At 70.8% G+C, this 25,281-nt stretch carries 21 protein-coding genes; 7 read left to right on the top strand and 14 right to left on the bottom strand.

Going from position 1 to position 25,281, the window contains the following annotated elements:
* Window positions 1–101 precede the first annotated feature (101 nt).
* From FCH28_RS27080 to FCH28_RS27055, 6 genes are all read left to right on the top strand, one after another.
* Window positions 102–512, top strand: a complete 411-nt coding sequence (locus tag FCH28_RS27080) for a DUF742 domain-containing protein (RefSeq protein ID WP_136742765.1) — start codon at window positions 102–104, stop codon at window positions 510–512.
* Entirely contained in the window at window positions 493–1,086 is a 594-nt protein-coding gene (locus FCH28_RS27075; RefSeq protein ID WP_136742764.1) for a GTP-binding protein, read from the top strand. Before FCH28_RS27080 ends, FCH28_RS27075 begins: the two co-directional genes overlap by 20 nt.
* Window positions 1,087–1,550: 464 nt before the next feature.
* Window positions 1,551–4,652: a nitrate- and nitrite sensing domain-containing protein gene (locus tag FCH28_RS27070; RefSeq protein ID WP_136742763.1), complete on the top strand. Its 3,102-nt coding sequence runs from the start codon at window positions 1,551–1,553 to the stop codon at window positions 4,650–4,652.
* A gap of 10 nt (window positions 4,653–4,662) precedes the next feature.
* Window positions 4,663–5,076 (top strand): roadblock/LC7 domain-containing protein, encoded by a 414-nt coding sequence (locus tag FCH28_RS27065; protein WP_136742879.1) that lies wholly within the window; start codon window positions 4,663–4,665, stop codon window positions 5,074–5,076.
* Between the two features lie 84 nt (window positions 5,077–5,160).
* Complete coding sequence (locus FCH28_RS27060; protein WP_136742762.1) at window positions 5,161–5,796, top strand: DUF742 domain-containing protein; 636 nt, start codon at window positions 5,161–5,163, stop codon at window positions 5,794–5,796.
* On the top strand, window positions 5,777–6,355 hold the full coding sequence (locus tag FCH28_RS27055) for a GTP-binding protein (RefSeq protein ID WP_073447656.1): 579 nt from the start codon (window positions 5,777–5,779) through the stop codon (window positions 6,353–6,355). Before FCH28_RS27060 ends, FCH28_RS27055 begins: the two co-directional genes overlap by 20 nt.
* Before the next feature lie 160 nt (window positions 6,356–6,515).
* Here FCH28_RS27055 and FCH28_RS27050 read toward each other — a convergent pair whose 3' ends face one another.
* The 13 genes from FCH28_RS27050 to ureA form a co-directional block, all read right to left on the bottom strand.
* A complete protein-coding gene (locus tag FCH28_RS27050; RefSeq protein WP_136742761.1) occupies window positions 6,516–7,172 on the bottom strand; it encodes a DUF4360 domain-containing protein in 657 nt (218 codons plus the stop codon).
* A gap of 300 nt (window positions 7,173–7,472) precedes the next feature.
* Window positions 7,473–7,682, bottom strand: a complete 210-nt coding sequence (locus FCH28_RS27045) for an acyl-CoA carboxylase epsilon subunit (protein WP_136742760.1) — start codon at window positions 7,680–7,682, stop codon at window positions 7,473–7,475.
* A 60-nt stretch (window positions 7,683–7,742) separates the two neighbouring features.
* Window positions 7,743–9,326, bottom strand: a complete 1,584-nt coding sequence (locus FCH28_RS27040; RefSeq protein WP_136742759.1) for an acyl-CoA carboxylase subunit beta — start codon at window positions 9,324–9,326, stop codon at window positions 7,743–7,745.
* Between the two features lie 253 nt (window positions 9,327–9,579).
* Window positions 9,580–11,985, bottom strand: coding sequence for a polysaccharide lyase 8 family protein (locus FCH28_RS27035; protein ID WP_136742758.1), 2,406 nt, complete (start codon window positions 11,983–11,985; stop codon window positions 9,580–9,582).
* Window positions 11,986–12,113: 128 nt separating this feature from the next.
* Entirely contained in the window at window positions 12,114–13,754 is a 1,641-nt protein-coding gene (gene cimA / locus FCH28_RS27030; protein WP_246103246.1) for a citramalate synthase, read from the bottom strand.
* A 287-nt stretch (window positions 13,755–14,041) separates the two neighbouring features.
* Complete coding sequence (locus FCH28_RS27025) at window positions 14,042–15,442, bottom strand: S28 family serine protease (RefSeq protein WP_246103244.1); 1,401 nt, start codon at window positions 15,440–15,442, stop codon at window positions 14,042–14,044.
* 192 nt (window positions 15,443–15,634) lie between these two features.
* A complete protein-coding gene (locus tag FCH28_RS27020; RefSeq protein WP_136742757.1) occupies window positions 15,635–16,966 on the bottom strand; it encodes an MFS transporter in 1,332 nt (443 codons plus the stop codon).
* Between the two features lie 128 nt (window positions 16,967–17,094).
* Complete coding sequence (locus tag FCH28_RS27015; protein WP_246103242.1) at window positions 17,095–17,469, bottom strand: hypothetical protein; 375 nt, start codon at window positions 17,467–17,469, stop codon at window positions 17,095–17,097.
* Window positions 17,466–17,879, bottom strand: a complete 414-nt coding sequence (locus tag FCH28_RS27010) for a hypothetical protein (RefSeq protein WP_222852454.1) — start codon at window positions 17,877–17,879, stop codon at window positions 17,466–17,468. Before FCH28_RS27010 ends, FCH28_RS27015 begins: the two co-directional genes overlap by 4 nt.
* Window positions 17,880–17,999: 120 nt before the next feature.
* A complete protein-coding gene (locus tag FCH28_RS27005) occupies window positions 18,000–18,608 on the bottom strand; it encodes a TetR/AcrR family transcriptional regulator (protein WP_136742756.1) in 609 nt (202 codons plus the stop codon).
* Between the two features lie 79 nt (window positions 18,609–18,687).
* Window positions 18,688–19,728 carry an agmatine deiminase family protein gene (locus FCH28_RS27000; RefSeq protein WP_136742755.1) on the bottom strand — a complete coding sequence of 347 codons (1,041 nt, stop codon included), beginning with the start codon at window positions 19,726–19,728 and terminating at the stop codon, window positions 18,688–18,690.
* A gap of 119 nt (window positions 19,729–19,847) precedes the next feature.
* Entirely contained in the window at window positions 19,848–21,548 is a 1,701-nt protein-coding gene (locus tag FCH28_RS26995; RefSeq protein ID WP_187363933.1) for an urease subunit alpha, read from the bottom strand.
* Entirely contained in the window at window positions 21,545–22,261 is a 717-nt protein-coding gene (gene ureA / locus FCH28_RS26990; protein WP_136742754.1) for an urease subunit gamma, read from the bottom strand. Before ureA ends, FCH28_RS26995 begins: the two co-directional genes overlap by 4 nt.
* A gap of 257 nt (window positions 22,262–22,518) precedes the next feature.
* Here ureA and FCH28_RS26985 point away from each other — a divergent pair, with 257 nt between their 5' ends.
* On the top strand, window positions 22,519–23,973 hold the full coding sequence (locus tag FCH28_RS26985) for a cytosine permease (RefSeq protein ID WP_136742753.1): 1,455 nt from the start codon (window positions 22,519–22,521) through the stop codon (window positions 23,971–23,973).
* Window positions 23,974–24,069: 96 nt separating this feature from the next.
* On the opposite strand, the gene FCH28_RS26980 is transcribed toward FCH28_RS26985, so the two are convergent.
* Window positions 24,070–25,167, bottom strand: a complete 1,098-nt coding sequence (locus FCH28_RS26980) for a branched-chain amino acid aminotransferase (protein ID WP_136742752.1) — start codon at window positions 25,165–25,167, stop codon at window positions 24,070–24,072.
* Window positions 25,168–25,281 lie beyond the last annotated feature (114 nt).

Genomic DNA, 25,281 nt, shown 5'->3' with positions numbered 1-25,281 from the left:
GCCCGCAGCGCCTCACCACACGTCAGTACGCCAACCGTCACCCCGCCGAACCCCCCACCGGCCCAATCCGACGACAGTCAGTTGTCCCGTCCGGAGGACCCATGACACCGCCACCTGCCACTTCCGGCCCGTACGGCGCCTACAGCCAAGCGCCGTACGGGGGCGAAGGTGACCAGCCGCTGGTGCGCCCGTATGCCATGACCGGAGGCCGGACCAGGCCGCGCTACCAGCTCGCCATCGAGGCGCTGGTCAGCACGACCGCCGACCCCTCCCAGCTGCCCGGGCTGCTGCCCGAGCACCAGCGGATCTGCCACCTGTGCCGCGAGGTGAAGTCGGTGGCGGAGGTCTCGGCGCTGCTGCACATCCCGCTGGGTGTGGCCCGGATCCTGGTCGCGGACCTGGCGGAGGCCGGGATGGTGGCGATCCACCAGCCGGGCGGCAGCGGCGAAGCCGGCGGCACGCCGGACGTGACCTTGCTGGAGAGGGTGCTCAGTGGACTTCGCAAGATCTGACGACGGCGCCGCCGGGGCCGCGGCCCGCGCGACGACCTCCGCCAAGATCGTGGTGGCGGGCGGCTTCGGCGTGGGCAAGACCACGTTCGTCGGCGCGGTCTCGGAGATCAATCCGCTGAAGACGGAGGCCGTGATGACCTCCGCTTCGGCGGGGATCGACGATCTGAGCCATGTCACGGACAAGACCACGACGACCGTGGCGATGGACTTCGGCCGGATCACGCTGGACCAGGACCTGATCCTGTACCTGTTCGGTACGCCGGGTCAGGACCGCTTCTGGTTCATGTGGGACGACCTGGTCCGGGGTGCCATCGGGGCGGTCGTCCTCGTCGACACCCGCCGGCTCGCCGACTGCTTCCCGGCCGTCGACTACTTCGAGAACAGCGGCCTGCCCTTCGTCATCGCCCTCAACGGCTTCGAGGGGCATCAGCCGTACACGCCCGACGAGGTGCGCGAGGCGCTCCAGATCGGGCCGGGGACGCCGATCATCACCACCGACGCGCGGCACCGCAGCGAGGCCAAGAGCGCGCTCATCACGCTGGTCGAGCACGCGCTGATGGCGCGTCTCCAGTAGCGGGTGCCGACGGCCCGCTCCGAGGCGGTGCGGGCCGGGCGCCTGTTGTTACCGGAACGCCGTTCCGAGGGCCCATTTGAGAAGGCCATTTCGGAAAGCACTTTCCGAAGACTGGTTTCCGGGGCGGTTTTCTGTTGCTTCGGGCCGGTTCCGTGCAGCGGCGTATGGATCTGTGTCCTTCGACACGCCCACAACGGCGTTCATAACGTTTCGACAGTGAATCGACAAGGTGTCGACACCCCTCGCGCACGCGTCGCTTCGCTGTGCTCACATTTCTCCCGCCTTTTGCAGCGGCTCGTCCTTAACGCCCCTTTTATCTCGCCCTCTTGGACGCCCACTCCGACTTTGTCCAGTGTTTGGAAGGCAACGGCCTGACGTGCTGAAATTCGCTGAACTCCGGAGTAGTAACGCCCAGAAGAAACGGCACAGCAAGTCAGTGCCGGCGCCGAGAGGTTGTTGGTCGAGTGAGGCGAAGCAAGTCGAGCCCCGAGCCGCAGGAACCGCGGCGGGGCAACTTCACGCCGCCGTCGCGAGGTACGGCGGCACCGGCTTCCGACGCGTCCGAAAACACGGTCGCGAAGCCTCCGGTGAGCGGCGGAAAGTACTCCCCGCGCAACTGGCGGGTGACCACGCGCCTGAACGCCATTCTGCTGATCCCCGTACTGCTCGCCCTTGTCTTCGGCGGCCTGCGGGTGAACAGCTCGGTCGCCACCTGGCAGGAAGCGCAGGACGCCGAGCACACCGCGAAGCTCGTACGGGCCGCGCTTTCCTACAGCAACGCCCTGATCGACGAGCGTGACCGCACCGCGGAGCCGCTGCTGAAGGGCAGGAAGGACGACCCGGCCGTGGCGGAGGCGCGCAGCGCCACCGACGACGCCGCGGACGCCTTCCACGAGGCCGTCAAGAACATGCCGGACAAGCCGGGCCTCAAGCGCCGGCTCGCGGCGTTCGAGGAGAGCGAGCCCAAGCTCGACCAGCTGCGCAACACCGCCTACACCTCCAAGCTGCGCGGTGTGCAGACCGAAGAGGGCTTTGTCGCGATCCAGCACCCGCTGATGGAGTTCGCGAACGAGCTGGGCCTGGGCACCGGCAACATCACCTCCTACGGCCGCACCGTCTACGCCGTGGCGCTGGCCCAGGCCGCCGAGTCGCTGCAGCGTTCCATCGGCACCCACCTCCTGATCGACCCGGCGGCCCCGCAGGGCGGCAAGGAGCACAAGCTCCAGCTGACCGCGTTCGCGTCGTATCGCTACCTGGAGGGCATCGCCATCGGCGAGTACACCTCCGGCGGCACGCCCGAGGACGTCGCCCGGCTGAAGGACGACGCCGCCGAGCTGAAGGCGGCCGCGCAGCAGAAGATCGCGCAGGCGAAGGCGCAGGCGGCCGCCACCGGGCAGCCGTTCCGCACGCCGCCGCCGATCGACACCATGTCGACCTACATCGCCAGCGGCGCGGCACCCGAGGTGCTGGGCGCCAAGGGCGTCACGTCCGAAACCTGGTTCGCGGCCTCGACCGGCAAGTTCGACATGTACCGGGCCATCGAGAAGGACCTCGCGGACAAGGCGGTGAACGAGGCGGCGCAGATCTCCGACGACGCCAGGCGCTCCACCTTCACCGACTCCGCCATCGCGGTGGCGGCCCTGATCATCGCCTTCCTCGTGGCCGGCATGATGGCCCGCCGGATGAGCCGCAACATGCGCCAGCTGCGCAACGCCGCCTTCGGCATCGCCGAGCAGCGGCTGCCGATGCTGGTCGACCAGCTCTCCCGGACGGACCCGGGCCGGGTCGACACCCGCGTCCAGCCGATCCCGATCTCCACCACCGACGAGATCGGCGAGGTCGCCCGCGCCTTCGACCAGGTGCACCGCGAGGCCGTCCGGCTCGCCGCCGAGCAGGCGCTGCTGCGGGGCAACGTCAACGCGATCTTCACCAACCTGTCGCAGCGCAACCAGAGCCTGATCGAGGGCCAGCTGACCCTGATCACCGACCTGGAGAACAACGAGGCCGACCCGGACCAGCTGGAGAACCTCTTCAAGCTGGACCACCTGGCGACCCGTATGCGGCGCAACGGCGAGAACCTCCTCATCCTCGCGGGCGAGGAGCCCGGCCGCCGCTGGAACCAGCCGGTGCCGCTGATCGACGTCCTGCGGGCGGCGACCTCCGAGGTCGAGTCGTACGAGCGAATAGAACTCACCGGCGTCCCGGAGAGCGAGATCCACGGCACCGCCGTGACCGACCTCGTGCACCTGCTGTCCGAGCTGCTGGAGAACGCCACCACGTTCTCCTCCCCGCAGACCAAGGTGCGGGTCGCCGCGACCCGGCTGCCGGACGGCCGCGTCATGATCGAGATCCACGACAAGGGCATCGGGCTCACCCCCGAGGACTTCGCGGACATCAACCACAAGCTGGCCAACCCGCCGAGCGTGGACGCCGCGATCTCCCAGCGCATGGGCCTGTTCGTGGTCGGCCGGCTGGCCGACCGGCACGGCATCCGGGTCCAGCTGCGCCCCTCCGGCGAGCAGGCCGGCACCACGTCCCTCGTCATGCTGCCCGAGGCGATCACCCACGGTGGTGGCGGCGAGGACCAGTTCGACGACGACTTCACGGTCTCCCGGATCGTGCCCGAGCACCGTCAGCCGGTGTACGAGGGCGGCCACCGCACGGCCGCCGAGCTGGGCTTCGACGACGCCGGTTACGGCCCGTCCGTGGACCCGGCCGAGCTGGACCCCGTGGGCCGCTCGCTGCTCCGCGAGGAGCGCCGTGCGGCGCTGGAGGCGGCCCAGTCGAACGATCAGGGCGGCCGGCCGCACTTCCGCGACGAGGCGCCGTCCGACGGCGGCTTCCAGGGTCATCCCGAGCAGGGCTATGTGGAAGCCGATCAACCGCTCTACGACGACCGGTCCTTCGGCGGCCAGGCGTTCGGCGAGCCCGGCTTCTCCGAGACCACCGGCCAGCAGCCATACGTCTCGCCCGAGACCGCACAGCAGGACGATTGGTCCGAACGGCCCGCGTTCGGCGGTTACTTCGGAACCGAAGCGGAATCTGACCGGAATACAACTGCCGCTCCCGCTGATGCGTCTGAGCGCGTAACATTCGAGCGTCCGGGCTCCTCCTCGAGCGACTCCCACTCGCGGACCGACGCCGGCCTTCCGCGCCGCGGAGGCGGCTCGCCGCAGGCTCAGCAGCAGTGGCAGCAGCGTGAGGAGCCGGTGGCCCCGCAGCAGCGGAACGCGCCGGAGACCGGCCAGGACGGCACCGACTGGCGCAGCTCCAACGACGAGCGCTGGGAGCGGGCGGAGCGGCTGCGCGAGCCTAAGGCGGGCGGAGTCACTGCCTCCGGCCTCCCCCGGCGTGTGCCCAAGGCCAACCTGGTCGAAGGCGCCGCGGAGCAGACCCCACAGGGCGGCCCCCAGGTCTCCCGCGCCCCGGAGGACGTCCGCGGCAGGCTGAGCAATCTGCGCCGCGGTGTCCAGCAGGGACGCACCGCCGGCCTGGACCGCTCGGAGGTTCCCCAGAATGACCAGCAGGGCTTCGGCCCCGGCAGCACCTACGATCAGGAGCGTTAGTGTGAGCCCGATGAGCCAGGCGGCGCAGAATCTGAACTGGTTGATCACCAACTTCGTGGACAACACCCCCGGGGTGTCCCACACGGTCGTGGTCTCCGCGGACGGGCTGCTCCTCGCCATGTCCGAGGGTTTTCCTCGTGACAGAGCCGATCAGTTGGCGGCGGTGGCCTCCGGCCTGACGTCTCTGACTGCCGGCGCGTCCCGCATCTTCGAGGGCGGGAGCGTCAACCAGACCGTGGTGGAGATGGAGCGCGGCTTCCTCTTCATCATGTCCGTCTCCGACGGATCGTCGCTGGCCGTTCTCGCGCACCCCGAGTGCGACATCGGCCTCGTCGGTTACGAAATGGCCCTGCTGGTCGACCGCGCGGGCACCGTTTTGACGCCCGATCTGCGAGCCGAACTGCAGGGCAGCCTGCTCAACTAGCAGACAGGCAGTGCGTTTCCCGCCATCGCGCCATAGGGTGCGATGGCGCGACCGGCGTCAGACAGGCAAGTTGGAGGAGGAGACGTGGCAACGCCCCCGAGCGGATACCCGTACGGATCCGGGCAGGAGTCCGGGCCCCAGGGCGAGACCCATAACAACCGCTTCAACTTCCCGTCTGCGCCGAGCCGCCGGCCGCAGCGGCCCGCGCCGCCGCAGCCGCAGCGTCCCCCGCAGCACCAGCAGCCGCGGCCGTACGGTTCCCAGTCCTACGACTCCCAGCCGTACGAGCCGTCGGTGTACGACCAGCCGCAGGCACCCCGCATCCAGCCGGTGCAGCCGCAGCGGCGCGCGCCCGAGCCCTCCCCCACCGGGGGCACGCACAACCCGCTGGTGCGCCCGTACGCCATGACCGGAGGCCGGACCAGGCCGCGCTACCAGCTCGCCATCGAGGCGCTGGTCAGCACGACCGCCGACCCCGCCAAGCTGCAGGGGCAGCTGCCGGAGCACCAGCGCATCTGCCACCTCTGCCGCGAGATCAAGTCAGTAGCCGAGATCTCCGCGCTTCTCTCCATCCCCCTCGGCGTCGCCCGGATCCTCGTCGCCGACCTGGCGGAGGCCGGACTCGTCGCCATCCATCAGCCCGGCGGGGACGAGACCGCCGGCGGACAGCCAGATGTGACACTGCTCGAAAGGGTGCTCAGTGGACTTCGCAAGCTCTAGCGGTGCAGCCCGCTCCACCACCTCCGCGAAGATCGTGGTGGCGGGCGGCTTCGGCGTGGGCAAGACCACGTTCGTCGGGGCCGTCTCAGAGATCAATCCGCTGCGTACCGAAGCCGTGATGACCTCCGCCTCGGCGGGGATCGACGACCTCACGCACGCGCCGGACAAGACGACCACGACCGTGGCGATGGACTTCGGCCGGATCACGCTGGACCAGGACCTGATCCTGTACCTCTTCGGTACGCCGGGACAGGACCGCTTCTGGTTCATGTGGGACGACCTGGTCCGAGGTGCCATCGGCGCCGTCGTCCTCGTCGACACCCGCCGCCTCGCCGACTGCTTCCCGGCCGTCGACTACTTCGAGAACAGCGGCCTGCCCTTCGTCATCGCCCTCAACGGCTTCGACGGGCACCAGCCGTACACGCCCGACGAGGTGCGCGAGGCGCTCCAGATCGGGCCTGACGCGCCGATCATCACCACCGACGCGCGGCACCGCAGCGAGGCCAAGAGCGCGCTCATCACGCTGGTCGAGCACGCGCTGATGGCCAGACTGCGGTAGTAGCCCCCGCGCCTCCGGGCTCCCCGTGCCCGCTCGCGCCGTATGACGAAGGCCCCCGCACGCACGCCGCGCGGGGGCTTCGTCGCGCCGCGTACGAGACAGCGCAGGGCCCGCGCCCGCCGGAGATGCCGGGCGGGCGCGGGCCCCTTGTCGCGTCAGCTCATCTTCGCTTCTCCGGGCACTGCTTCCAGGCGAAGTGGTAGAGGGTGTTGATGCTGCCGTCCGTGGAGTCCATCGCCATGAAGCTGGTGGTCTGCGGATCCGCACCGGACGCGTCCACGCGCAGTTCGGTGTTGATGTTGAAGTAGCGCTCCTCACCGCACGGTGCGTACACCAGCGAGTCGATGTCGGTCTCGTCCGATGCCTGCCAGTTGGCCTCGGACGGACCGGTGAAGGTGTGGCTCTTACGGACCGTCTGCTGCTGGCCCTGGAAGTAGTAACCCGCCTGTTCCACGCCCTTGGCGCCGGCTGCCAGGGACGCGTAGCCCCGGTAGTCGGCCCGTGCGATCGCGTATGTGAAGCCCTGCGGGACGTGGACGCTCAGCGCGATCTGGCAGTTCTTGCGGGAGTCGGTCGGCTTGCTGCCCTTGCCCGCCTGGGCGAGGTATTCGCTGTAGGTGACGGTGAACGCGGTGTTGTCGGGCGCGACGGCCACCGCGGCGCTGCCGGGGCGGCAGCCCGAGCCGTTGACGGTGGCGACGGTGATAGTGATCTTGCCGGTGGGCGGTTCCTCACCGAACCGTGCTGAGGTGGGGGATGCCGATCCGGCGAGGAGCAACGATGCCACTGCGGCACCAGCACTCAGGGTGCTGAGCATGGGCACTTCCTTCCGGTCGTCCTAGGGCCCGGCAGGCGGGACCAGGAGCGGATTGACGAGCGCATGCCAGCACGGGGATCGCGGCTTGAACAGCTGTGTCACCACGGATTGGTCCGAACCTACGCCTGAATTCGGCCGCCGTGGATATGCCAAGCCCCCGCACCCCCTTTGCGCCTGAACCGGCGCCGCTTTCGCGGAGGTGGCAACTCGCCGTGGGGGTAGCTCAATTGATGGTCGCTGCACAAGCGAAAGCCCCCGCATCTGGGACAGATACGGGGGCCGTTCGTCGTGCGGGCTGTGCTAGCGCTGCCAGCTCGTCGCGCCGTGGAAACCGTGCTGGCGCTCCAGGCGGCGCCAGCGGGCGGCCGTGGCGCGGGGGGCCGGGGCGGCGGCCGGCCGGTGGGCGGCGCGGGCCAGGAGGACGGCGGTCAGGGCGGCGAGCTCTTCCTCGCTGGCCTGGCCCTTCTCCACGCGGATGGGGTGGGCACTGAGGGTCTGGGCGGAATTCACGGGCGTTCGTCTCCGTAGTCGCAGTAGTGGCAGTGGTCGCAGCAGCCGGGTGCGGGCCGGTTACTGGGGTGGGTTGCCGTGCTTGCGGGCGGGCAGGTCCGCGTGCTTGGTGCGGAGCATGTCCAGGGAACGGATGAGGACCTGGCGGGTGTCGGCGGGGTCGATGACGTCGTCGACGAGACCGCGTTCGGCGGCGTAGTACGGGTGCATCAGCTCGGACTTGTACTCCTTGACCATGCGCACCCGCATGGCCTCGGGGTCGTCCGCATCGGCGATCTGCTTGCGGAAGATGACGTTGGCCGCGCCCTCGGCGCCCATGACGGCGATCTCGTTGGTGGGCCAGGCGTAGGTGAGGTCGGCGCCGATGGACTGGGAGTCCATGACGATGTAGGCGCCGCCGTAGGCCTTGCGCAGCACGATGGAGATGCGCGGGACGGTGGCGTTGCAGTAGGCGTAGAGCAGCTTGGCGCCGTGCCGGATGATGCCGCCGTGCTCCTGGTCGACGCCGGGCAGGAAGCCGGGGACGTCCAGGAGGGTGATGATCGGGATGTTGAAGGCGTCGCACATCTGGACGAAGCGGGCGGCCTTCTCGGACGCCTCGATGTCGAGCACGCCGGCCAGCGACTGCGGCTGGTTGGCGACGATGCCCACCACGCGGCCGTCCAGGCGGGACAGGGCGCAGATGATGTTGGTGGCCCAGCGCTCGTGGACTTCGAGGTACTCGCCGTCGTCGACGATCTCCTCGATGACCTTGCGCATGTCGTAGGGGCGGTTGCCGTCGGCCGGGACCAGGTCGAGAAGCGCGTCGCCGGAGCGGTCGGCGGGGTCCTCGCAGACCACCGTCGGGGGGTTCTCGCGGTTGTTGGCCGGCAGCAGGGAGAGCAGGTAGCGGACCTCTTCGAGGCAGGTGACCTCGTCGTCGTAGGCGAAGTGCGCGACACCCGAGGTCTCGGCGTGCACATCGGCGCCGCCCAGCCCGTTCTGGGTGATCTCCTCACCCGTCACCGCGCGGACCACGTCCGGGCCGGTGATGAACATCTGCGACGTCTCACGGACCATGAACACGAAGTCCGTCAGCGCCGGGCTGTAGGCCGCGCCGCCGGCGCACGGGCCCAGCATCACCGAGATCTGCGGGATGACACCCGAGGCCTTGGTGTTGCGCTGGAAGATGCCGCCGTAGCCGGCCAGCGCCGAGACGCCCTCCTGGATACGGGCACCCGCGCCGTCGTTCAACGAGACCAGCGGCGCGCCCGCCTGGATCGCCATGTCCATAATCTTGTGGATCTTGGTGGCGTGGGCCTCGCCCAGCGCGCCGCCGAAGATCCGGAAGTCATGCGCGTAGACGAACACGGTCCGGCCGTGGACGGTGCCCCAGCCGGTGATCACGCCGTCGGTGTAGGGCTTCTTCGCCTCCAGGCCGAAACCCGTCGCCCGGTGCCGCCGCAACGGCTCCACCTCGTTGAACGAACCCTCGTCCAACAGCAGCTCGATCCGCTCGCGGGCGGTCAGCTTGCCCTTCGCGCGCTGAGCCTCGGTCGCACGCTCGCTGGGGCCTCGCCGAGCCTGCTCACGGATGGCGTTCAGCTCAGCGACGCGCCCGCGGGCGTCGTTCGCGCCGGCGGGCACGTCTTCGACAGTGGTCATGTGTCGACGGTACGTGGGCGAGGGCTCCGGCACCGATGTCGGTTTCGTACAACGTCGGATGCGATTTCGTGGGCAGGCAGCACAGAAGCTTCCTGTACGCGGCCTGCGTCCCGGCCTCCGTACGGGTGGACGCGGTGTCCACCGTCTGTGAGAGCCGCACAAACGGCCGCGGAGTGGCGTTGTGGCGATCAGTGCATCGGACGCACCCGATCGGGGGAGCAGAACGGGCCATATCGCCGCTCGCTTCCGCTGGTCAGGCGAGTGCGACGGTGCAGGTGTGGGTGGCACAGGTGGTGCCGGGGGTGACGCGGAGCCGCAGCGCCGGGCCGGTCGCCAGCACCTCCACGGCCGGATCATGGGCGAGCACGGCGGCCACCGGTCGGGCCCAGGTGATCTCCAGCGTCTCGCCGGAGCGTTTCGGGGCGGCGACGCACAGCCGCGCCGTCCGGCTGCGCCTCCTGTGCTCCCCCTCGCGGACGAGGACCCCGGCCGGTCCCCCACTGCTGATCGGTCCGGCGCGGCCGGCCCGCCAGAAGTTGGCGGCCGTGACACCGAGCGGGCCGACGGCGATCGCCTGCCGGTCCGGGTCGTTGGCGAGCACGGTCAGCCAGTGGCGGTCGGCGGCGCGGGCCGCGAGGGTGCGCGGGGTGGCGCCCGGCATCAGGAGGTACGCGTAGGCCGCGTCGGTGGGGTCGGTTCCGTGGTCGTGCCAGAGGGTGAGGTAGCGGCGGGTGAGCGGCTCGGGGGACGAGCCGGCGTTGATGTCGTGCCAGGAGCCGGTACGGGCCTCGCGCAGCACGGTCACCGGCGCGCCGCCGGGGAAGACCCAGCCGCCGTGCCCGTCGAGGTGTGCCCAGCGGGCGTGCCGGAAGCGGCGGGTTTCGCCGAGGGTACCGGGCTGTCGCAGGCCGTCGACGGTGAGGGCGGCGGTGCCCGACTCCCCCAGCGCCCGGTTGTCGACGATGGTCTCGGCGGGCACGCCGTCGCGGGCGGTGATCCCGGCGCCCAGGCAGACGACGGTGTCGGCGAGACAGAACCAGGACTTCTTCGCGGCGAGGGTCGAGGCAAGGCCGCGTACGTCCTGGCCGATCGCGGCGAATTCGCCGTCGGTGGTGCCGCCGACCCAGCGCACGGCGGGTTTGGGCTCGCCCCAGCCGCCGCCCTCGTTGTCGGCGAGCCGCTTCGTCGAGACGGTGGTGCCGGGCAGCCGGTAGGGGTCGACGGTGGGCCAGAACCCGTCGGTGTACTGGTCGCCCCCGAAGTCGGCGCCCCACCAGGAGAGCATGCCCGCACCGGTGTGCCAGCCCCGCGGGTTCTCGCCGTTGCCGTTCTCGTAGTACGCGATGCGGTCGGAGGCCATGGCGAGGCCGGCCACCCAGCCGGGGCGGCGGTGCACGGCGCGGTCCATGGCCGGAAAGAGGCGGTGGCCGACGGGTTCGGGGGCGGCGGGCGCGGGGTCGTCCGCGATGGCGTTGAGCCGGGCCAGGTCGGCGACGGCGTACTGCCGGTCGGTGCGGACCGGCAGCGTACGGTCGCGCTCGATCCACCCCTTGACCCTCGCCTGCCAGCGGGTGCGCTCGGCGGCGCTCGCGGCCTGACCGAGCAGGGCGACGGCGGCGATCAGCGCATGCCCATGGTAGTGGTCGCTGCGCATCACCCGCCGCTCGTCTCTGGTGAGGTAACCGCGGCTGATGGCACGCCCGTTGACGCTGTCCATCATCAGACCGTTGTAGAGCAGCGGGGCGTACGCCCGCTCCACGCTGTCGAAGATGATCTGCCGCGCCGGGTCGGTCACCGCCCACTCCGAGCCGTCGAGCAGGGTGAAGAGCCGGCCGAGGCCGTCCAGCAGGACATAGCCGTAGGTGCCGGAGTAGGCGACCCAGGTGTGCTGGATGAAGGAGCCGTCGGCGTAGAGCCCGTCGCCCCGGGTGACGTACGGGAAGACCGGGGAGAGGGCGTCGCGGGCCAGCGCGATCTTGTCCGGCGCACGGCCGAGGATGCCGCGCAGCGCGACGACGCGGCAGAGGTCGACGCGGTTGGCGCCGGTGCTGGTGCCGGTGTAGTCGCCGAGCATCGAGTCGGGCACGAAGTGATCGACCGCGGCGAGCCACCGGGCGCGCTGAGCCTCCGTCAGCCCGCCGTCCGCCACCCGCTCGTCGAGGATCGCGACGGTGTCCAGCAGGAGCCGGGGACTGCCGATCTGCCACTCCCACCAGTTGCCGTAGCGGGTGGTGCCGGTGTGGTAGATGGTGGCGCCGAGGTGGTCGAGGCCCTTGATGACGTCGGCGGTGAGGCCGGGGTCACCGGTGAGACCGGTGCCGGGCTGGGCGTACGCCTGGGCCATGGTGTTCAGCCGCTCGTAGCTCCGGGTGATGCCGGAGGGCGGATCGTAGGGACAGTCCGCCCAGAGCGAGTGGCCCTCGGGCCGCATGCCCGACCGGTGCGCGGCCGCGAGGTCGCCGGTCTCCTTGAGGGCCGTGGAGTACGGCGGGGCGGCCGGGTCGAATCCGCTGCCGAGGGTGAGGTCGCACCAGCGGCGGCGCAGGGTCGCGTACGCGTCCGCGGCGGACGCGATTCCGGCGGCCGGCCCCAGGCCGAGCGCACCAGCGGCGGAGACGGTGAGAAATCCTCGGCGGGTCCATGCTGAGGTGGCAGACATGGAGGGGGTATCCCCAGGTTTTCGGCTCTCCCACCGGTCCGCCGCGTTTTGCCCGAGCCGTGTTCGTGTGCCCCGCTGCGGCGGCCCGCCGTCCCGCCCGCTGCGGGAGAGCCGAAAACCGGCGGAGGCTACTGCTGCGGGTCGACCCCCGCCCGCAACAGCCCGTACGCATAGGCGTCGTCCAGCGCCTGCCAGGACGCCGCGATGACGTTCTCCGCGACGCCGACCGTGGACCACTCGCCCCGCCCGTCGCTGGTGGAGACCAGCACCCGGGTGATCGAGCCGGTGCCCTGGGTGCCCTCCAGGATGCGGACCTTGTAGTCCACCAGCTCCATATGGGCCAGCTGCGGATAGATCCGCTCCAGGCCCACCCGCAGCGCCCGGTCCAGCGCGTTGACCGGGCCGTTGCCCTCGGCGGTGGCGACGATCCGCTCGCCCTTCGCCCACAGCTTCACGGTCGCCTCGTTGGCGTGCGTACCGTCGGGCCGGTCCTCGACGATCGCCCGCCAGGACTCCACCTCGAAGTACTTGCGCGGCCGCCCCTCGACCTCGGCCCGCAGCAGCAGCTCGAAGGACGCGTCCGCGGCCTCGTACGTGTAGCCCGCCAGCTCGCGCTCCTTGACCCGCTCGACGACCCGGCCGACCAGCTCGCGGTCGTCGCCCAGGTCGATGCCGAGCTCCTTGCCCTTGAGCTCGATCGAGGCGCGTCCGGCCATGTCGGAGACCAGCATCCGCATGGTGTTGCCGACCAGCGCCGGGTCGATGTGCTGGTACAGATCCGGGTCGACCTTGATCGCGGAGGCGTGCAGCCCGGCCTTGTGCGCGAACGCGGAGACGCCGACGTACGGCTGGTGGGTGGAGGGGGTGAGGTTGACGACCTCGGCGATGGCGTGCGAGATCCGGGTGGTCTCGGCGAGCTTTCCCTCGGGCAGGACCTGGCGCCCGTACTTGAGCTGCAGGGCCGCGACGACCGGGAAGAGGTTGGAGTTGCCGACCCGCTCGCCGTAGCCGTTGGCGGTGCACTGGACGTGGGTGGCGCCCGCGTCCACCGCCGCCAGGGTGTTGGCGACCGCGCACCCGGTGTCGTCCTGCGCATGGATGCCCAGGCGCGCCCCGGTGTCCGCGAGCACGGTCCGTACGACCGCGGTGACCTGCGCGGGCAGCATCCCGCCGTTGGTGTCGCAGAGCACCACGACATCGGCGCCGGCCTCGCTCGCGGTCCGTACGACCTGCTTGGCGTAGACCGCGTCCAGGGCGTAGCCGTCGAAGAAGTGCTCGCAGTCGAGGAAGACCCGGCGGCCCTGGGCGCGCAGATACGCGACGGTGTCCCGCACCATCGCGAGGTTCTCCTCCGGTGTGGTGCGCAGCGCCAGCTCCACATGCCGGACATGGGACTTGGCGACCAGCGTGATCACCGGTGCCTGGGACTCCAGGAGCGCGGCGACCTGCGGATCGTCCTCGACGCGGACGCCGGCCTTGCGGGTGGCGCCGAACGCGACCAGCTGGGCGTGCCGGAAGTCGATCTCCGCGCGGGCGCGTTGGAAGAACTCGGTGTCCCGGGGGTTGGCGCCGGGCCAGCCGCCCTCGATGAAGCCCACCCCGTAGTCGTCCAGGTGCCGGGCGATGGTCAGCTTGTCGGAGACGGTCAGGTTGATGCCCTCGCGTTGCGCGCCGTCGCGCAGGGTGGTGTCGAAGACATGGAAGTCGTCGGACACCGCACCGGCGGGACGTGGGGCGGGCGTGCGGGAGGGTTCGTGTGCGTCCGTCATGCTGGTCTGGCTCCTGTCGGGGATCTCGGTCTACCGGAATAACCGGCTCCACCGTCCCTCCATGATCCCTCGCGCTCCGCTTTCCGGTGAAAGGTGGGCCGGAAACGAAAAAACCTCTCGCGGGTGCGAGAGGTCTGCGCGCGGGTCTGGGACGACGATGGCCGCGCCGTACTCGGTTCGTACGGGGCGGTCACTGCGGACCGGCGCGCCTGCTGCCAATAATCATGGCGAACGAGAGCACGGTCCGCAGTGTGCCACACCTGCGCACGGCATACGGGACGGTCTCACTATGCGGGCGGAGCGTCCATATGACTGCCCGCGGCCGCCCAGCGGCGGAGCGTGGCGGTGGCCCGCTCCCGGTCACCCGGCGACAGCTTGTCGAGGCGCACATGGTGGCCTGAGTGCGGGGCCACGTAGATGTGGGCGTCACGGCTGCCGGGGCCCGTACGGAACGGCTCGGACCGGACGGGGTCGTTCTCGCCGTAGACGAACATCAGCTCACTGCCGTGGCGGCGCACCCAGCGGTCGATGTCGGGCATGGCCGCCGGCTGGAAACGCATCGGGATGTTGCGCGGCACGAGGGTGCGGATCTGCTGGATTCCGGGGTAGCGCAGCATTCCGGCCAGCTGCGGGGCGGCTCGCTCGGTCATGCCGAGCTGGGTGCCCAGCTGGTAGAAGGACGCGGTGACCAGGGAGAGGTAGGGGTCGGTGTAGCCCTGGAGGCCCATCACCCCGTCGAGCCAGGCGTAGAGCTCCGCACCGGTGGCGGAGCGCCCGGGGATGCGGCCGCAGCCCGCCTCGCCCTGCGCCATCCAGAAGCGCTCCGGCAGCATCAGCGTGGTGAATTCCAGCAGCCGGTCGGCGCTGCCGACGATGTGCAGGGTGTCGCCGTGGGCGGCGGCCGCGCGGGCTATACGGCCCGCCATCTGCGTCCTGCGGGCTCCCAGCAGCTCGCGCTGGACCGCGGTGAGCGCGGCCCGGCAGTCGGGGGTGCCGACCCGCTCCAGGAAGCGGTCCTCGGCGGTGTCGTCCCGGTCGTCGGTGTTGTTGAGTGCCGAGTACGCGACGGAGCCGGCCACGTCGTGCGGGTAGAAGCGCCGGTGGTAGACCGTCGCCATCCCGCCCTTGCTGCCGCCCGTGGAGATCCAGGCGGCACGGTAGATCGTCCGGAGCGCCCGCACGATCCGGTGGTGGTCGGTGGCCGCCTGCCAGATGTCAAGCTTGGTCCAGTCGGTGGGATGGGGCGTGGAGGTGCCGAAGTACCGCTGCTCGACGCTGATCTGATTGCTCTTCAGAATCTCGGTCGGCTCGGCGCGCAGGGCGGGGTCCTGGTAGTCGAGGTCGTAGCCGTTGGTGTTCAGCACCATCGGCCGGTCGCTGGCGCGGTGCAGCAGGAACAGCCGCTGCTCGAAGGTGCCCCGGCCGGGGTGCCGGTGGTCGACCGGCTGGCGGTAGCGGAGCTCGATCGAGCGGTAGCCGGCCGGGGCGGGGTTCTCCTTGACCACCCGCATACCGGGGATGGCCGAGAGCCGGGCGGAGAGTTCGTCGGCGGCGGGGCCGGGTGCGGCGGTGTGCTGCGCGGTTGAGTGGGGCACGGCAGGGTGGCCGCCGGCCGCTGCCGGGGCCGGGGCGGCGCCGGCCGAAGCCAGCAGCCCTGCCAGCAGCAACGGCACGGCCAACTGCCTCACGCGTACATACCGGCCCCTCGCACATCCGGCGTTTGCATTTCCGGCGCTTGAGCGCATGACCTTCTTCATGCCGCCAGCCAATCCGACCGGGCCCGGGGCGAGGATCCCCCGGGAACGGGAACGGCCTCCCCCGGGCGGGGGAGGCCGTGGACCGGCCGGGGGGAGGGACGGCCGGTCGTCCGGGGAGTGCGCTCAGTCGGCGGCCGGTGTCCCCACCGGCGCCCGGTCGGCGCCCTCGTCCGCGTCCCGCTCGCCGACCCGGTGCAGATCGATGGACCGGGTCTCCCGCATCGTGACGTACACGATCAACGAGACGGCGGCGCAACCGGCGACGTACCAGTAGTAGCCCGACTCGATACCGCCGTTCTTGAACCACAGCGCCACATATTCCGCCGTACCGCCGAACAGCGCGTTGGCGATGGCGTACGGGAGAGCGACCCCCAGCGCACGGATGCCGGTCGGGAACAACTCGGCCTTCACACAGGCGTTGATGGAGGTGTAGCCGGTGACGACGAGCAGTGCGAGCAGGGACAGCCCCAGGGCCGGCCAGAAGCTGCCGGCGTGCCGCAGCAGCGTCATGATCGGCACGGTCAGAAACGTCGAACCGACCGCGAAGGTGATCAGCAGCGGCCGGCGGCCGATCCGGTCGGACAGCTTGCCCGCCAGCGGCTGGATGCACATGAACACGAACAGCGCACAGAAGCTGACCAGCGAGGCGGTCGGCTTGTCCAACCCGGCGCTGTTGGACAGGTACTTGGTGAGATACGTCGTGTAGGTGTAGTACGCGACGGTGCCGCCCATGGTCAGCGCGATGACCAGGAACGCCTCGCGCTTGTGGGCCAGCAGCGCCTTGGTGGTCCCCCGGTCGGGGTCGGAGTGGGCGCCCTCGTCCTCGGCGTAGACCTCGGTCTCCAGCATGTTCCGGCGCAGATATAACACGATGGCGGCGCCCAACGCCCCGACGATGAACGGGATCCGCCAGGCCCAGCTGTGCAACGCCTCCTCGGCCAGAGTGCGTTGCAGCACGATCTGGAGCCCGAGGCCGAGCAGCTGCCCCGCGGTCATCGACACATACTGGAAGCTGGACGCGAAGCCGCGCCGGCCGGGCGCGGACGCCTCGGTGAGATAGGTCGCGCTGGCCGCGTACTCCCCGCCGACCGACAGCCCCTGGAGCATCCGGGCGACGAGCAGCACGGCGACGCCCCCGTAACCGGCCACAGCGTACGTCGGCGCGACGGCGATCAGGATCGCCGACGCGGACATCAGCGTCACGGTCAGCGTGAGCGCCGCCTTACGGCCCTTGCGGTCGCCGACCCGGCCGAGCACCCAGCCGCCCACCGGGCGCATGAAGAAACCGACCGCGAAGATCCCCATGGTGTTCATGAGGTTCGCGGTGTCATTCCCCTTGGGAAAGAACGAGTCCGCGAAGTACACGGCGAAGCTCGCGTACACAAACCAGTCGAACCACTCGACCATATTGCCGGCCGAGCCGACCCAGATCTTCTTCCACTGCTCTCGTCCCATAGCCGATCACGCTCGCGGAGGAAGGCCCCGTCGGCAAGAGCCGGTTCGGCAACGATCTTGCTTACTTGCGTGCGTTGCGGTCATGGGCGGGCCCCGTGTTGGGGGGGGTGCCGCCTCGCAGACGGGACCTACAGCGTGTCCGGCCGGTAGAACTTGCGGTAGAGCGCAATGGAGTCCGACGGAGGACGAAGCGAGACGCTGCAGATTTCGCCGGTGTCCTTCGCTACGACAACACAGGTACCGCCGGGACTTCTGGGACGTACGCGTTCCCCCGTGGGCGTCGTTTTCGGGTGGGGCGCGAGCTTCGGATACACGAGGTAACCGATGTCGAACTCCAGGACCTTGAGCGGGGCCGGCGTGCCATCCGGCCACACCGGGGCGTACTGCGTCCGGGCAATCTCCAGGGCGTCCTCTGCGCTTGTCGGCAGTCGTCGCTCGGGCTGCGGAGAGCTGGGCAGTCGCGGAGGATCTTCCAGGGCCGGCCGGTGCTCGCTGCCGGTCATGGGGACAGCGCGGCGGACACACGCGCCAGTCGGTCGTCTGCAAGGGCGAACTCGTTGACCGGGTTCCGGAAGGAGTACCTGCCGTTGTTGATGCGGACGCCGCCCTGGACGGTGGCCCACTGTGCAGGGCCTGCCGGCCCCTGGCTTTCCAACAGGGCGGCGGCGAGGGGCTGCGGGGCCTTCACCCCCAGGCGGGCGCTCAGTGCGGCAGCCAGACGGGAGACGGCTTGCTCGGGGACCGCGTTGTCGCCGAGCGCGGGCAGGAGGAGCAGCAGGTTGGCATGGGGGTCGGCAGTGGTCCCGCCGGGTAGGGCATGGTCCGCGGCGGCGACCCGCGCCCCGCAGCAACCTGCCCGCGTCGCCCTGAGCGCAGGAGTAGAGGTGGCCGTGCCAGAACAGCCTCTGGTCAAGAAGCTCGAGACGCCGGGCGAAGGGGCCGTCGTGGTAGCCCGGTATCCGGTCGGGGTGTAGGTCGGCAGCGTTGCGGCCCGGGTGGTTCGCAGCCGGCTCTCGGCTGGTTCGCGGCCGGTTCACGGCGTGAGCGACTCGTCCAGGAACTCCGTTATGTGGCGCTGCACTTGTTCCCGGTCCGTTCCCGGGAGCCCCACCACCAGATGCGTGCCGAAACCGTCGAGCAGGGCGCGGATGCGGGTGGCCAGGCGTTCGGCGTCGACGGGGCGGAATTCGCCGCGGGAGGCGCCCTCGACGAGCAGGGCGACCAGGTCGCGGTGCCAGGCGAGCTCCAGGTCGAGCTGGCGCTCGCGGGTTTCGTCGTCGGCGTTCTGGGAGCGGTTCCAGACCTCCAGCCACAGGGTCCAGCGCGGATCGCGGTGGCCTTCGGGGAGGTAGAGGTCGACCAGGGCGTCCAGGCGCTCGCGGGCGGGGACGCGGCGGGAGAGGGCGGCCCGGCGCTCGGCGCCGAGCTGCTCCTCGCTCCACTGGAGGGTCTGGAGCAGCAGCTCGTCCTTCGTACCGAAGTAGTACAGGATGTGGCCGCTGCTCATGCCGACCTCGCGGCCCAGGCCGGCCATGGTCAGCCGGTCCAGGCCCTCCGCGGCGATGGTGGCCATCGCCGCGGCCAGGACCTGCTCGCGGGGCTGGTTGAGCCGTCGCCGGGGGCGGCGTACGGGACCGGACACGGGGACCTCCGGGGTCGGGCTGGACTCCTCAAGCCTGCCGCATCACACCTGGTGCATCGGATGCCTCAGACGTGCCGCATCAGACCTTCGGCTGCTGCTGGGTGATGCAGTGGATACCGCCACCCGCTGCGAAGATCGTACGGGCGTCCACCAGGGTCACCGTCCGCTCGGGGAAGAGCCGGCGGAAGATCGCGGCCGCCTCCTCGTCCCGCGGGTCGTCGAAGGCGCAGAGCACCACGCCGTCATTGCAGAGGTAGTGGTTGATGTAGGAGTAGTCGACCAGCTCGCCGTCCTCCTCGATGACGGTGGGCGCGGGGACCTCCACGACCTCCAGCTGCCGGCCGCGGGCGTCGGTGGCGGAGCGCAGCAGCTTGGTGATCTCGTCGCAGATGGCGTGGTCGGGGTGGTCGGGGTCGGGCTGGGTGTGGACCAGGACGACGCCGGGGCGGGCGAACGCGGCGACGATGTCGACATGGCCGCGGGTGCCGAACGTCCCGTAGTCGGCGGCGAGCCCGCGCGGCAGCCAGATCGCCTTGGTGGTGCCGAGGTGGGCGTGGATCTCGGCCTCGACCTCCTCGGCGGTGCGGCCGGGGTTGCGGCCCGGGTCGAGCTGGACGGTCTCGGTGAGCAGCACGGTGCCCTCGCCGTCGATGTGGATGCCGCCGCCCTCGTTGACGAGGGGGGTGGCGTAGCGGCGGGCCCCGGCGAGGGCGGCGACCTGCTCGGCTATCTTCCCGTCGTGCTCCCAGCGGGCCCACTCCTGGGCGCCCCATCCGTTGAACACCCAGTCGGTGGCGGCGAGCCGGCCGTTTCCGTCGGTGAGGAACGTGGGGCCGATGTCGCGCATCCAGGCGTCGTTCAGCGGCCGCTCGACGAGGTCGATGTCCGGGCCGAGCAGGGCGCGGGCCCCGTCCGCCTGGCCGGGTCCCGTGACGACGGTGACCGGCTCGTAGCGGCGTACCGCTCGGGCCACCGCGGCCCAGGTGGCGCGGGCCTCGGCCAGTGCCTCGCCGCCCTCGTCGCCGAAGGTGAAGTTGGGGCCGGGCCAGGCCATCCAGGTGCGCTCGTGCGGAGCCCACTCCGGGGGCATGCGGAAGCCGTCGGCGACAGGGGTGTTCATATGTGGGGTCCTCACGGGATCAGGAGTGGGCTGGCTGGGACCAGGGCCTGTAACGGCGTCACAGGCTGTAGTGCTGACGAGGAGTGCAAGCCCGCTTGCGAGGCGGATGGCAAGGCGGCTTACAGGAAGTACAAACGGGACAGCGAAACCGTCTCCGCGGGCTCCGAGCGCATCGGATCGCCGTCGAGCGTGACCAGCCCGCTGTGCCCGTCGACCTGCACATCTCCGACGCGGGAGTTGTGGATGAGGTCGCCGGGCCCGATGCCGCGGGTGCCGCGGACGGCGACCCGGCGGCGGCGGGTGGGCATGCCGTCGCCGCCCTGTTCGGCCGCGGCGCGGGCGACGAAGGCGACGGAGATCTCGGCGGGAGTGGCGCCGTGCGCCCCGAACTGCGGGCCGAGCACCAGGGGTTCGCAGGTGTCGGTGGCGGCGTTCGGGTCGCCGGTGACGCCGTACGCGGGGAAGCCGGACTTCAGCACCAGCTGGGGCTTGGCACCGAAGAACTGCGGGAGCCAGAGCACGATGTCGGCCATCTTGCCGACCTCGATCGAGCCGATCTCGTGCGCGAGGCCGTGGGCGATGGCGGGGTTGATGGTGAGCTTGGCGACGTAGCGCAGCACGCGGGCGTTGTCGTCGTGGGCGCCGTCGCCCTCCATGGGCCCGAGCTCGGCCTTCATCTTTCCGGCCATCGCGAAGGTGCGGCGTACGGTCTCGCCCGCGCGGCCCATGCCCTGGGCGTCGGAGGAGGTGATGCCGATCGCCCCGAGGTCGTGCAGGACGTCCTCGGCGCCCATCGTGCCGGCCCGGATGCGGTCGCGGGCCATGGCGGCGTCGCCCGGCAGGTCGGTCTTCAGGTCGTGGACCGAGACGATCATGCCGTAGTGCTCGGCGACCGCGTCCCGCCCGAAGGGGAGGGTGGGGTTGGTGGAGGAGCCGATGACGTTGGGGACGCCGGCCATCTTCAGGACGTTGGGGACGTGACCGCCGCCGCAGCCCTCGATGTGGAAGGCGTGGATGGTCCGGCCGTCCAGGACGCGCAGGGTGTCCTCGACGGTGAGGCATTCGTTGAGGCCGTCGCTGTGCAGCGCGACCTGGACGTCGTGGTCCTCGGCCACCCGCAGCGCGGTGTCCAGGGCACGGGCGTGCGCGCCCATGTCCTCGTGGACCTTGAAGCCGCAGGCGCCGCCCTCGGCGAGCGCCTCGACCAGCGGGGCCTGCCCGGAGGAGGAGCCGCGGCCCAGGAAGCCGATGTTGACCGGCCAGGCATCGAAGGCGCTGAAGGCGTGGCCGAGCGCCCAGGGGGAGTTGACGCCGACGCCCCAGACGGGCCCGAATTCCTGGCCGATGATCGTGGTGACGCCGGAGGCCAGCGAGGCTTCCATGACGCGTGGCGAGAGCAGATGGACATGGGTGTCGACGGCGCCCGCGGTGGCGATCATGCCCTCGCCGGAGACGATCGACGTGCCGGTGCCCACCACCACATCAACACCGTCGACGGTGTCCGGGTTGCCGGCCCGTCCTATGGCGTGGATCCGGCCCTCGCGGATGCCGATGGACACCTTGCGGATGCCCTGGATCGCGTCGATGACCAGGACGTTGCTGATCACCACGTCGCAGGTCTCGCGGACCGAGGCCGCCTTCAGGTGCAGACCGTCGCGGGCGGTCTTGCCGAAGCCGGCCAGGAACTCGTCACCGGGCTTCTGCGCGTCGGACTCGACGCGGACGACCAGGCCCGAGTCGCCGAGGACGACCCGGTCGCCGGCCCGCGGACCGTGGACCGACGCGTACTCCCGCGGGTCGATGCTGCCGCCGCCACTCATGCCTGCTCCTCCGCTCCCAGGTAGCCGCAGGCGGCCGCCCGCCGCAGCGCTTGTGCCTTCGCGCCCGGCGCGTCCAGCGGGCCGTCGACGAGACCGGCGAAGCCGATCGCGATCCGGTCGCCGCCGATCGGCACCAGACCGACCTCCGAGGCGCCGCCGGGGTCGAACCGCAGCGACGAGCCGGCCGGCACGCACAGGCGCATGCCGTAGGCGGCGCCGCGGTCGAAGTGCAGCCGGGGGTTGACCTCGAAGAAGTGGAAGTGGGACGTGACGCTGATGGGCACCGTCGCGGTGTTGCGCACGGTCAGCACCACGGCGGGCTCGGGCTCGGGGTCGGCCGGCCCCGGGAGTACGGCGCCGGGCGCGCTCTCCCCCCGGTCACCGCCCTCCGCGCCGTCGCCGCCCGTGCCGCCGAGGATCGGGTCGCTGACCACCGCGAGCCGGGAGCCGTCGTCGAAGACGGCCTCCACATGCACCTCGGTGACCACGTCGGCCACGCCCGGCAGCACATCGTCCGGGCCGAGCACACCGCGTGCCGCCTCGATGGCCTGAGCGAGGCGGCGCCCGTCCCGCGCCGCCTCGCAGACTGTGTCCGCGATCAACGCGGTCGCCTCGGGCACATTCAGCCGCAGTCCACGGGCCCGGCGCGCCCGCGCCAGCTCGGCCGCGCCGAACAGCAGCAGCCGGTCGCGTTCCGTCGGGGTCAGCCGCATCCCGTCACCTCCAGCTCGATCACTCGATTAGAGCAACACTCTAACCCGCAAATAGTCAAGCCGAAAGCATTGACCTGGGGAGCAAGCATGAGTCACATTGAGCGCTGCTCTAACTAAGCGGATTTTAGAACTCCGCTCAAAGGGCGACACGCAGGAACCAGCCACAGAATCCGCGCGAAGAACGCGCACGGAGCACCGCTCGCACATGCGCCGAGCGCCGCTCGCACACAGTTGTCCGGCCTCTCAGGGGAGCCCTCATGCCGATAGAACAACGCGGAGTCGACACCATCCCTGACGAGGAGCGCACCAGCGGCCCGCGCGACCTCGTCTCCATCCTGCTCGGGTCGAACCTGGCCCTGGGCGTGATCATCTTCGGGTGGCTACCGGTCTCCTTCGGACTGGGCTTCTGGCCGTCCGTGACCTCGCTCGTCCTGGGCACCCTCGTGGGCACCGTGCTCACCGCGCCGCTCGCGCTCGTCTCGCTGCGCACCGGCACCAACCTGTCCACCAGCAGCGGCGCCCACTTCGGCGTCCGCGGCCGGCTGATCGGCTCGGTGATCGGTCTGCTGCTGTCGCTCGGCTACACCGCACTGACCCTGTGGGTCGGCGGTGACGCGGTGGTCGGCACGCTCTCCCGCCTCTTCGGCCTGCCCGCCTCCGGCCTGACGTACGCCGCGGTCTACGCCCTGCTCGCGGGCTGTACGGCGCTCGGCGCGGTCTACGGTTACCGCCTGCTGCTCCGGATGAGCCGGGTGCTGGCCATCGGCATGACCCTGCTGCTGGCCGTCGGCCTGATCGCGTACGCCCCGCACTTCAGCACCGCGGCCCCCGCCGGCTCCGAGTACCTGCTGGGCGGCTTCTGGCCGACCTGGCTGCTGGCCGTGGTCTCGGCCGGGCTCAGCGGCCCGATCGCGTTCATCACGCTGCTCGGCGACTACACCCGCTACATCTCGCCGCGCCGGCACGGCTCCCGCAAGGTGTTCTGGGCCACCTGCCTGGGCCTGGTCGCCGGTCTGCTCATCCCGCAGCTCTTCGGTACGTTCACCGCGCTCGCGGTGGACTCGGCCCTGGACTACGCGGGTCCCCTGGTCGCCGGCGCCCCCTTCTGGTTCCTGATCCCGCTCTTCCTCGCCGCCTCGGCCGGGTCCGTGGGCAACGCCGGGCTGATGCTCTACTCCATGGGCCTCGACCTGGACGCCATCCTGCCGCGCGCCACCCGCACCCAGGCGACCTATGTGGTCGCCGCGCTCGCCACGGGTTTCGTGTACTTCGGTCACTTCGCCTGGGAGGCGCAGGACGCCATGACGTCGTTCGTGCTGCTGCTGACCGCGGTCGGCACGCCGTGGGCGGTGATCACCGTCATCGGCTTCCTGCGCTGCCGCGGCGAGTACGACGCGGAATCGCTCCAGGTCTACAACCGGCGCACCAAGGGCGGCCGGTACTGGTTCCGGGCGGGCTGGAACCCGCGCGCCACGATCGCCTGGGCCGCGGGCTCGGCGATCGGCGTGACGGCCGTCGAGACCCCGCTCTACCACGGGCCGCTGGTCGACTACACGGGCGGCGTCGACGTCAGCTTCCTGCTGGCGGCGGCCGTGGCCGCCGCGGTCTTCCTGGTGCTGTCCCCGGGCAAGGGCGCGCCCGCCGCCCCGGCGGACACCCCGGACGGCGAGGCGGACGGCAGGCCGGAGGCGGCCGCGGTCCCCGCCGGTTAGTCCGGCTCGTACGGCGACATCCACAGCAGAGACACAGAGGGCCGCCCGGCGCGCGAGATGCGCACCGGGCGGCCCTCTGCCGTACTTCCTGGTCGGCTAGCCGAGCGGGTGCATCCAGCCGTGGGTGTCGGCGCTCGCGCCGGTCTGGATGTCCAGCAGCGCCTTGCGGAGCTTCATGGTGACCTCGCCCGGCCGGCCGTCGGCGACCGTCCAGCCGGCGCGGGTGGACTTCACCGAGCCGACCGGAGTGATCACGGCGGCGGTGCCGCAGGCGAACACCTCGGTGAGGGATCCGTCGGCGTTGCCGTTCTTCCAGTCGTCGACCGAGATACGGCCCTCGGCGACCTCGTAGCCCAGGTCCTGGGCGATCCGCAGCAGAGAGTCACGGGTGATGCCGGGCAGCAGCGAACCGGTGAGCTCGGGGGTGACGATGCGCCGCCGCCCCGCGTCTCCGCCGTACACGAAGTACAGGTTCATGCCGCCCATCTCCTCGATCCAGCGGCGCTCGATCGCGTCCAGCCAGACCACCTGGTCGCAGCCGTGCTCGGCGGCCTGGGCCTGGGCGACCAGGGAGGCGGCGTAGTTGCCGCCCGCCTTGGCGGCACCCGTGCCCCCGGGGCAGGCGCGCACATACTCCTCCGACAGCCACACCGAGACCGGCTTCACCCCGCCGGGGAAGTACGCGCCGGCCGGCGAGGCGATGACCAGGAAGAGGTACTCGTTGGCCGGCCGGACGCCCAGGCCGACCTCGGTGGCGAACATGAAGGGCCGCAGGTAGAGCGACTCCTCGCCGCTGGCCGGCACCCATGCCTTGTCCTGGGTGACCAGCGCGTCGCAGGCCGCGATGAAGGTGTCGACGGGCAGCTCGGGCATGCCGAGGCGGCGGGCGGAGGCCTGGAAGCGGCGGGCGTTGGCGTCCGGCCGGAAGGTGGCCACGGTGCCGTCGGGCTGGCGGTACGCCTTCAGCCCCTCGAAGATCGTCTGCGCGTAGTGCAGCGTCATGTTGGCCGGGTCGATGGACAGCGGCGCGTACGGCACGAGCTCGGCGTCATGCCAGCCCCGGCCCTCGGTCCACTTGATCGTCACCATGTGGTCGGTGAAGTGGCGGCCGAAGCCGGGGTTGGCCATGATCTGCTCCCGCTCCGCGTCGGACAGCGGGTGCGAGGAGGGCTTGAGCTCGATCGTCGTCGTCATGAATGCGTGTCCTTCACTGCGTGTTCCGATACCTGGGCCCCTCCCAGCGCGAGCTGGGGGAGGGTCACCGGCCCAGCCCTCCGGCCGGGGACCGGGGGCCTGTCCCCCGGGATG

The organism is Streptomyces piniterrae (assembly GCF_005048155.1).
Classification (GTDB): Bacteria; Actinomycetota; Actinomycetes; order Streptomycetales; family Streptomycetaceae; genus Streptomyces; species Streptomyces piniterrae.
The sequence above is the reverse complement of the archived record's forward strand: the minus strand, read 5'-3'. Positions and strand labels throughout refer to the sequence as shown.